Origin of the sequence: Mesorhizobium sp. M4A.F.Ca.ET.022.05.2.1, from assembly GCF_003998845.1 — a bacterium.
Classification (GTDB): Bacteria; Pseudomonadota; Alphaproteobacteria; order Rhizobiales; family Rhizobiaceae; genus Mesorhizobium.
Genome location: NZ_RZOJ01000024.1, coordinates 23,663 through 32,857, shown reverse-complemented (window position 1 = coordinate 32,857; position 9,195 = coordinate 23,663). Strand labels below are relative to the sequence as shown.

The following is a 9,195-nucleotide window of genomic DNA, read 5'->3' as shown; positions in this document are numbered from 1 at the left end:
GTCGACAGGTCCATCACCGTATCGGCGCCCCAGCGGATCGCCCACACCATCTTTTCGACCTCTTCGGCCATCGACGATGTGACAGCCGAGTTACCGATGTTGGCGTTGATCTTCACCAGGAAATTTCGCCCGATGATCATCGGTTCGCTCTCGGGATGATTGATGTTGGCGGGAATGATTGCGCGTCCGCGCGCCACCTCGTCGCGCACGAATTCGGGTGTGACGAAATCTGGGATCGCCGCGCCGAAGGCTTCGCCGTCGCGTTGCAGCTTGCCGCGCATCACCTCGCGGCCGAGATTCTCGCGGATGGCTACGAACTCCATTTCTGGCGTGATGATGCCGGCGCGCGCATAGGCAAGTTGGGTCACCGCCTTGCCCTGCTTGGCCTTGAGCGGCCGATTGCGTATCGGAAATTCCGGTGTCAGGCGCTCGCCGGTGGCGAATCCATTGTCTTCCGGCCGGACGTGGCGGCCGTCATAGGCTTCGACATCGCAACGCGCCGTGACCCATTCGTGGCGAAGCCGGGCAAGGCCTTTTTCGATGCTGGTTTGGACTGATGGATCGGTGTAGGGGCCGGACGGATCGTAGACGGTGACGGGCGGTTCGCCGGCCGTCGGATGGACGGAAATCTCGCGCATCGGCACCCTGATCTGCGGGTAGAGGACGCCGGGCTTGTGGATTTTCCGCGAGGCGGGCAGTGGTCCCGTCGACACGGCGGGGGTGAGGGCATTCATCGTGAGGCTCCTTTGCTCATGCATTGGAGACCCAGTTCTGTGCCGGAAGGATGAAAAGACGCTTCTGTAGACCTGCTGCAGCAGGACCTCGGGCGTAAACTCCCGCAAAGCGCTTGCACCGTCCCTACGCCAGTATGAACTGGATCAGGTTCAACGGGTCACTGCGCCGCGAAAGCCAGCAGTATCTCAGCCCCTTACCGGGACTCCCCTGGTGAATGCCTCAAGTTGAATGGGCCGGTGCTGCTTTGTCAAGCGCCTTCGGGCGCCTTCGGGCGCCTTCGGCCGGTGGCGACGTCCGGCGGCCGGCCGAGCGGAGAGCTCGCGCATGCATCGGGGACAAGTCACGCCCCGTAGACCAGGGCTGGAATGGCCAAAGTCTCATTCGCTTCGTGAAGGATGGAAAAACTGTATCGGCCATGTGCGTCGAGATCGACCGAGTAGCTCAGGCGGTCACGGATGTGGTTATCCTGGTCGAAGGCGACGATTTGCGGCTTCAGCGAGGTGATTTGCACCACGTCCAGGTAGATGGAGTTGCAGATATGATCTGGTCGTCGGGCTGGCAGGTGCAAGCGGCCGCTCTATTCAGGATGCGGCATCGGCGGCGTTCCCGATACCAATGATATCTTGCGGGCAACTTATGCAATCACCGGCTTCGTAAAACCCGACGGCGGCGGCCGTGTCCTGGCGCTGAGGATGTGCCGCTGTTCCAGCAGAGAAATCGCGTGGGCGCGGAGTTTTCGCTCTGCGAGGAAGAGTTGACGCAATCGTTTAGCTTGCTTGCAGTTCGTAGAGACCCGCCTTTGAAAGCAACTAAGCTATTGCATTGATATGTTGGTGCGCGATCGATCGCTACATAGCCGGCCGCCATTATCCGAGTATTGATCCGCCGGTGTTCGTGTTGCCGTATATGGCAATCCCTGCGAGATCGTCGCGGCCGGATCGGCCGCACCCTCTAGTCATAAAAGGGGAAGCGACCGAGAATTCCGCTGCCGAAAACTTCTCTGGCTTGGCTATGCATGCGGTAGATGAGATCGCCGCCTACCGCGACCTGGTCGAGGAAGGCATCGACGCCCAGTTCGGACAGCCTGGTTATCGCAATGCGTTAGCGGCTCAGACTTGCGGTCTCGAGAGCGGCCTTTGGGGGTCACCTCTTTTTTGTTTCAGAGGTTGGAAGACGGCTGCTCGTTACCCAATAGAAATGGCGACTACGGAACGCGATCGATCGCGGCCATCAGGAAACACCTGTCTTCGGCTCAACCTCGACATGGCGTCCGATCGACCGCAGATATACAGCTATCTCGTCCATGAGATGATCGCGTTCGCCGTAGATCTCAGCAATCCTGCGCAGCTGTGGCTCGACGGACCTCCGTTGCGCCGGCGTCAAATCAGCATCGCCAAAGACATATCCCAAGTTGCCAATCGCGCAAATGTTGCAGCCGGCCTCCACAACTGCTTGCACGAATGCCGGAATGTCTTTTTCTTGCATAGTCTTCATGTCGAACCTCTCGTGAATGGCGTGCTTGCGCGCCCATGCTGCCTTTTCAGCGTGTCCTCTGGGCGGCGCAAGCCTTGAGCGTAATTGTGCCGGGCAACCTCGACTATCCCGTCTGCCACGCTCTTTAGAGTCGGTGGGGTCTGGTGATTGCAGGCTGGGCCACTCAAAAGCCTGCAAGAAGAAAGTCATGGCGACCATTGCTCAAGATCGCGAGGGTGCGTGCAAGACCTTCCGTTGGCAGTCATGCACGCTCACCCAGCAACTGGGTATTGAGCAACTGGGTCTCACGTCGCGGGTCTCGTGTGCTTCACAGCCGAAAATAAGGTACCACCGTGGCTATTCTCAAGTGCAGGCTACCTCTTCAGGACACGGCGGAGTGCCTTCCGACGCACCCCTGGTGCAACGTGCGACCTAACGAGACACATCTCGTTCGCGTTCCCTCGACCTTTCTTCGTATTGCTGCTTGCCCTGCGATTTCAGGCCCTCTGCTAGCTTCTCGGCCGCTCTTTGGCCTGCAATGTCACTATTCAAGATCATATCCGACATCCCTGGATGGTCATAACCGTAATGCGCATGCAGTTTCCCTCACGAGCAGCGCCTATCCGTCGATTAGTTCGTCTTCCGGAACCCGAAGCCCTTTTTATCCGGCGTACCTATCCACCATTCAACCGGTATACCTTTCCCAACTTTGGCGGACCATTTACCTCAGGCATGATCATCTCGCGTGACATTTTTTTTTGGCGCCATCATCGCACGTGGCATTTTCTAAAAACCAAGACGTGTCAATTTGTAAAATCAAGGATGCGGCCGCGCCCGTTGCGAGGATTTGCAGGTAGCTCTTCAGCCCCAACACGATGTGTGAGGCGGCGGTGGAAAAGGCAACCGACGGCGTCGACGCGTCCTTTGATGATCGCAAGCGATATGCTTCGTCGCGAGCCCAGATTGCGGTCTCGGGCACAAGGCGAGATCACAGTTCTGCGATCTGTGGTAACGCGAGCCCGCAAAGCGCCGCTGCGGCCACCGCTTTTGGAATCTGGACGAGATTCGTCGTCGTCTGAGATCAGTTGATCGAGCAGTTCGCGCGCGCGGGACGCGCTTGCGGTGCAGTCTCTCCCGCGAGCTCGCCCGTGACCTTCTCATCGACGACATCCGAGAGCTGCGCGGACGGCCCTATGACCTCGTCGCTGTCGCCGGCGGCTGGAAGCACCTGACACGGCCGGCCTATGCCGATGCCATCCGCGCCTGCGGAAGCAGCGGGCGTGCCGTGGACCTGACGTGGTCGGACGTGCTGATGCTGATGTGTTCGGCACTTCCAGCCGATTACCCGCGCCGAATTGTCGTCGGTTTTCGGGAAGTAATCAGTCGCGACCTGATCGGCCATCTGCGGCACCGGCCTGATCGCGTCGAACCCGCGCAGTCCGACGCCCGGCGCTCCCTACACCTATGTGACGACAAAAGCGTCCTGCTCGAGTTCGGCCTCGACACGCTTCGCGATCTCCCGGACTGCGAGGCGCTCGAGGATGCCGGGCTGCTGAGCAGAGATGAGCTGCTTGCTGGTGAAATTATGCCAGAGTTGGCTAGTGGCCATGAGGATGCGGGTTTGGATACGGAGGAATAGCTTGGCGCTGCAGACGCTGTGGCCACCGGGCTTGCGAGTGCTTCCAGCTTTCCATAGCGAATCTAGCGCGCCCAAGGGCGTCCGAAATTTGTAGGCAAATTTCGGACATGGACACGGTCAGCGACGTCAAGCAGGCAGCGGTATGCGGCCTCTGCACCGCTGTCGCCCAAAAATTCGTGGCCATGGGCAAGCCCCACTTGAGACCCCCAGAGAGAACGCTCGTGAGCGATGGAAACGGTTTTGGTCCAAAGCTTGATACAGATGGCCTGCAGATGGGTGTAGGGTTTCAAAGCGCTCGAAGACGCGCCTTCGCAGAGTTAAAAGTCCGCGACGAACTCGTGTGTCGTTTGTCGCCAACTGCAAATTCGATAGTTAGCGCAATTATACTGCGCCGAGTCTGCCATCTCGAGCCCCAAGGGTTTGTGAGGCCTCTCGGCTCACCACCGCCTTTGCTAACCGCCGTGATTCCAAAGACGCGTGCCTTTACGGAGGGGGTCAAACGGCCTATATTATTCTTTATAAGGAGAAGAATAATGGGCACACTTGCTCGCATCTACACCCCCGCAGAGGCAGCCGCCGTCAGCGGGATAGGAATCAAGGCCGTGCACAATGCGATCGACAAACGCATTGTCGATACTGTGCCAAGCACTGCTCGGCGCATCGGTGGGGTCGTCCGACGGGCATTGACCGGCGAGGATTTGCTGCGGCTCAAGCTTTGGTATGGCGTGGGTGCGACATTGCCCGCTGATCGTCGCTACCGCCTGTTCGAGGAAATCAAAGCTGCCCCAAGGGCCAAGACCGTAAGGGCCGACGACCTGCTGATCGTCGACGTCGCCGAGGCACGTAAACAGCTCAAAGCGCGCATCGTGGATCTTGATGAAGCGGAGGCCGCCATCGGCCGCGTTAAAGGGGTGATGGGCGGAGAGCCTGTCTTCAAAGGAACCCGCATCCCTGTTCGTATGATCACGACGATGCTAGCGCAGGGCGCAGATGAAGCGGAGGTTCTGGAGGGATATCCGAAGCTAACGCCGCGCGTGATTGAGCTCGCCAGAATGTGGGTCGCCGCGCACCCGGTTCGTGGGCGGCCTAAGAAGCTGGTCGAGCAGGGCGTGAAAATAAAGTCGTCGAAGCGCGTGGTTTTGAAGGGCGACCCAGGTCCGTCGGCCAGGTCGAGACGCGTGTGACCTCGTGAGGTTTCTGATCGATGAGTGCCTGCACACGTCTCTGGTTGCGGTAGCCCAAGAACGCGGACATGAAGCAAACCACGTCAACTGGCTTGGGCTAAGCGGCGAAACCGACTGGGACCTCATGCCGCTCATTATCGATGAGGATTTCACCTTCGTCACCAACAATGCTAAGGACTTCAGGAAGCTCTATGCCAAAGAACCGGTTCACGCCGGCCTGATTATCGTCGTCCCTCAGGTCGGGCCTGAAAAACAGAGAGAGCTCTTCGATGCTCTCCTCGAGGATCTTGGCCCAGAGGAATTCCTGATTAATGAAGTTATCGAAATCGAGATCGAAAACGGCATTGCAATCGTAACACGATACGATCTGCCGTCGCCCTAGCTGAGGCTGCGCGATCTCCGCTTATGACCGACCCGGTTGCCAGTCGCTCATCTGCAAAATGTTACCGCCGAGTTTTGCAAACGCGCGTTGGCGGCAGGAGAAAACGAGAATCTGCTGATCGTGTGATTGACGATGCAAAGCGTCGAACATGCGCTCGATGCGGTCGTCATCGGAATAAACCAAAGCGTCATCCAGGATAACCGGTGTGGGTCGGCCGTCGCGGGCAAGCAAACGGGCGAAGGCCAGACGTGTCAGAACCGAAAGCTGTTCTCGCATGCCGCCACTCAACCTATCGACATCCTCATCCTGACCATTGCGGCGAACGGTCTGTGGCAACAGTGTGTTCTCGTCGAACACTATGGAGATGTCATCGAATAGCAATCCAAGCAGCGGTCGCAGCTCGGACATGACCGGCTTCAGATAAAGATCGCGTGCCGTCGAGCGCGCAGCGACCAGCGTCGTGCGCAGCCGGTCGAGGACGGCTTTTTCGAATTCGAAGCGTCTCGCTCGCTCTCCAGCGATTTCCAATTTTTCTGTGGCCTCGCGCAAAGCTTCTTCCACCGCGTCGTCGGACCGAGTGCGAATATGGCCATTGAGATCGGCCAGGGTTACACGCAACTGACTTGCTTCCTGTGTGGCGGCATCCTGAACCGAACGGGCGCGGCGCAGAACGGCTTCAGCGCTGGTGAGATCGCGAGCGCCGTCGCGCAGGGGAGCAGCGCGCATTTCGGCCGCTTCGCGCAGCTTTTGTCGTGCGGTGGCCTCGGTGAGCAGCAAGCGCCCCTTTTCCTCGCGCGCTGCATCGGGTCCCAATATGACCTCGAGGCTGGTCAGTTCCGCCTGGATGGTGACATAAGCCGTCTCCGCAGCCATGACAGCCTCGTCGGCATGGCTGCGCAAAGGCAAGGCCTCGCGCACGCTGTTGCGTGTTGTCGCCACACGCTGCTCGGCTGCGGCATGATGTTGCCGGATCTGTTCTGGATCGACTTTGAGTTCGAGGTCCCCGGCCCCGAGGGCACTCAGACGAGCAAGCTCCTCGTGTAATTGCTGTATCCCCTTGGGCGCGAGATCGGCAAGTCGCTGACGCGCCAAGCCCAGTTCGGTAGCTTTGTCGCGCGCTTCCACTAGGCGCTGGCGTGCCGTCCTGAGGCTATCGACACCGAGGGACGCAAGCAGGCTGCGGTGCTTCGCTTCGGCGTCTTCGATGGTCCGGTCGGCCTGCTGCGGCCGATTCGATCGCAGGGTCAAGGCTCCGATGCCGGCAATATCCAGGCGTACGGTGCCAGCAAAGCTTTGGTCTTCTGCATGGGGCAAGGGCTTGGCATCGATGGTCACCAAATCGGCGGCGCCGTCCCGGTATTCCATGCATAGCGTCGGCAGGGTTGCCAGGTGAGCTGCACGAAGGCTGGCGATCTCGATTTCGAGCGCCTGGAGTTGCTCGACAGCTTGTTCCGGCACCGCCAGCATCGCCAGTGCTGCCTCTCCATCTTCGATCTGGGTTCTGGCGACTTCGGCTTGTTTCAACCGGTTGTCCGAGCCGGCCAGTTGTTCGGCAGCGTCACGCGCCAAAAGAGTCGCATCCAGCCGCGCGAGCAATTCGCGTGCTTCGCGCTCTTCCAGTTCGGCTGCTTGAACTTCGCCCATCGCTTGTTCGTTTTCGGCAATGGCAGAAGCGCGCCGATCGAGAACCTCACTGCGGCGAAGCTGCGCAATCGTCGACTGCTGGCGCAAATCCGTGGCTCGTTTGAGCGCGGTCCGAAAACTATCGAGGGCCTGCTGCGCCGCGTCGTGGTGAATTGCGGCAAGGGCAGCTTCCGCCTCGGCGGCTTTCAAGGCTTCGCTGTGCGATTTGGCGGCCTCGACTGCGGCTTCCGCGGCCGAGATGGCTTCCCGCCGAGTGGCGCCTTCTTCGGGGTTTTCAAGCTCAGACAGACGCGCCAACGCCATGCGCCGCTTGTCGAGCGAATCGCGCAGACCGGTGACTTCGGCGCTGAGACGCTGCTCGTCTTTCACCAGCTTGTCACGCTCGTCGAGCGCTGCCGCATAGAGACCGCCGCTCTTGGGACGCAGCGTTGACGTAACCAGGCTATAGAGTTCTTCTTCACATGCCGCGGCGATTTCGGCCATGCGTCGCCCGCCGGTCAGGGCTTCAACTTCCCCCTGAACCGAGGACAGTAGGCTTTCGCGCACGCGTTTTTCGCCGTCCTCCTCGCTTTTGCTGCGCCTTTCGATGCCGGTGACCCCTTGGCGAACCCAGAGCAATCCTGCCGGTCCTGCGCTTCCGCCATGGATTAGTTTGCCGATAAAGGCTTCGGCCTCATCGGCTTGAGCCAACAGTCGCCCGCCGTCGAGGTCAATAACGCTGGCCAGCCTGCCGCCATAAAACTGCTTGGCAAGTCGATAGCGTCCTTCTGAAGTGGTGATGTCGGCCTCCACCACCGGATTGCCCCCACTGTAAGGCCGCAACAGTCGCACGCCTTCGGGTGTGCCCGTGTGAGGCTGGAAAAAGAGTGCGTGCAGCGCTTCGAAGAAGGTTGATTTGCCGAACTCATTGACCGCGCAAAGCACGTTGACGCCGTCGCCGATGTTTTCGATGGCGACGCCTTGCCCGGCGAACCGTTTGACGTTGTGGAGCCGAAGGGCCGTAAGTTTCATGATCCCATCGCCTCGCAATAGCTGAACAACCGAACCAGTGCTTCTCGCGATATGTCGCGTTCGACAGCCGACCGGGTTTCGTCGCTGCTTTCATCCAACAGTGCCTGCGCTGCCTCGCGAAGGGCACCAGAGCGGTCGATCCGATCCAAATCGCCACTTTCGCAGTCGGTCGCGAGCCCGTCCCCGTCCAGTTCCAGATAGGCGAAGTCGGGCGCGGCTACCGCGATCGCCGCTTGAAGGATCGTTCGCCCACTTAACCGCACCCGGCCAGACGCGGCAATTCGCAGCAAAGTCTGACGCCGCAGATGAGCCGGTGGAAGCAACGCTTCAAATGCCGCGGCGCTGTCGTCGCCAGACAGCAGATGCAGGGGAGCGGTTTTCCAGGAAAAGCTAGCTGTTTCAACGGCCACGATCTCGGGCACGGCGCCAGGCCCGGCAATGGAAACGACAAGGGCCTGACCGGGTGTATCATGCTTGAAACGGTCAGGTTCGGGCGCACCGCTATAACGGCTGCGCTCATTGATGGTGACGGGTCCGTGCCAGTCGCCAAGTGCCAGATAATCGAGGCCGGCCTTAGTCGCGCGATCTGGTGCAATGACATCGGACGCTGCTGAATCTTCGGAAAAGTTCTGAATAGCGCCATGAGCAAGGCCGAGCCGGATGGCGCCTTGCGGCGTCGCGGCGCTGTTCATCCACTCGGTAAGGTCGCGACCGGGTCTGCGGGTGGTGCAAGGTGCAGGCAGCAGCGCCACGTCCGCGCCAATGGTCAGGGTTTCGGGCCGCGTCGCCAGCAGGACATTGTCCGGCACAACGCTGTCCGCTGCACTCCACAATTGATCAGCCAACAGGGAATCATGGTTGCCAGGCAGCAATATCCAGCGCAGAGGCGCGCTCTGGCTCATCTCGGCCATGGCCTGCCGCAACATCGCTGGAGTGGGCGTTTCGGTATCGAACGTATCGCCGGCCAGAAGTATGGTGGATGCACCATGGACGCGTGCCTGCTCTGCCAGCCGGCTGATCGCGCCATGGCGCGCTTCACGGAGCCGCCCGCGCAGATCCTCTGGCATGTTGCCGAACCGCTTGCCGATATGAAGATCGGAGCTGTGGATGAATCGAAACATGGAGTC

At 59.8% G+C, this 9,195-nt stretch carries 7 protein-coding genes, 1 pseudogene and 1 riboswitch; of the genes and pseudogenes, 3 read left to right on the top strand and 5 right to left on the bottom strand.

All coding sequences use genetic code 11. From position 1 onward, the window contains the following. From EN745_RS05100 to EN745_RS37590, 3 genes are all read right to left on the bottom strand, one after another. Positions 1-734: phosphomethylpyrimidine synthase ThiC (locus tag EN745_RS05100; protein ID WP_189362962.1), on the bottom strand; the 734-nt coding region annotated here is incomplete at its 3' end. Positions 735-837: 103 nt separating this feature from the next. Continuing rightward, positions 838-954, bottom strand: a riboswitch (TPP riboswitch). A gap of 121 nt (positions 955-1,075) precedes the next feature. Beyond that, a complete protein-coding gene (locus EN745_RS05095) occupies positions 1,076-1,303 on the bottom strand; it encodes a hypothetical protein (RefSeq protein ID WP_245454713.1) in 228 nt (75 codons plus the stop codon). Between the two features lie 662 nt (positions 1,304-1,965). Then, on the bottom strand, positions 1,966-2,427 hold the full coding sequence (locus EN745_RS37590) for a hypothetical protein (protein WP_306283303.1): 462 nt from the start codon (positions 2,425-2,427) through the stop codon (positions 1,966-1,968). Positions 2,428-3,325: 898 nt separating this feature from the next. On the opposite strand from EN745_RS37590, the pseudogene EN745_RS05085 reads away from it, so the two are divergent. The 3 genes and pseudogenes from EN745_RS05085 (at position 3,326) to EN745_RS05075 (ending at position 5,413) form a co-directional block, all read left to right on the top strand. Then, positions 3,326-3,847 (top strand): annotated as a pseudogene (locus EN745_RS05085) (SMC-Scp complex subunit ScpB). A 533-nt stretch (positions 3,848-4,380) separates the two neighbouring features. Next, complete coding sequence (locus EN745_RS05080; RefSeq protein ID WP_126057624.1) at positions 4,381-5,031, top strand: DUF433 domain-containing protein; 651 nt, start codon at positions 4,381-4,383, stop codon at positions 5,029-5,031. Positions 5,032-5,035: 4 nt separating this feature from the next. After that, positions 5,036-5,413: a DUF5615 family PIN-like protein gene (locus EN745_RS05075; protein WP_126057625.1), complete on the top strand. Its 378-nt coding sequence runs from the start codon at positions 5,036-5,038 to the stop codon at positions 5,411-5,413. Positions 5,414-5,434: 21 nt separating this feature from the next. Here the strand turns inward: EN745_RS05075 and EN745_RS05070 are convergent, their stop codons facing one another. Both EN745_RS05070 and EN745_RS05065 read right to left on the bottom strand, forming a co-directional pair. Further along, a complete protein-coding gene (locus tag EN745_RS05070) occupies positions 5,435-8,068 on the bottom strand; it encodes an ATP-binding protein (RefSeq protein WP_126063810.1) in 2,634 nt (877 codons plus the stop codon). Then, positions 8,065-9,189: a DNA repair exonuclease gene (locus EN745_RS05065; protein ID WP_126057626.1), complete on the bottom strand. Its 1,125-nt coding sequence runs from the start codon at positions 9,187-9,189 to the stop codon at positions 8,065-8,067. The genes EN745_RS05070 and EN745_RS05065 overlap by 4 nt, the downstream gene beginning before the upstream one ends. Between the last annotated feature and the right edge of the window lie 6 nt (positions 9,190-9,195).

Coding starts and splice junctions, on each gene's coding strand:
- EN745_RS37590 (WP_306283303.1), bottom strand. CDS start 2,427: ATGGTCGCCATGACTTTCTTCTTGCAGGCTTTTGAGTGGCCCAGCCTG.
- EN745_RS05080 (WP_126057624.1), top strand. CDS start 4,381: ATGGGCACACTTGCTCGCATCTACACCCCCGCAGAGGCAGCCGCCGTC.
- EN745_RS05070 (WP_126063810.1), bottom strand. CDS start 8,068: ATGAAACTTACGGCCCTTCGGCTCCACAACGTCAAACGGTTCGCCGGG.
- EN745_RS05065 (WP_126057626.1), bottom strand. CDS start 9,189: ATGTTTCGATTCATCCACAGCTCCGATCTTCATATCGGCAAGCGGTTC.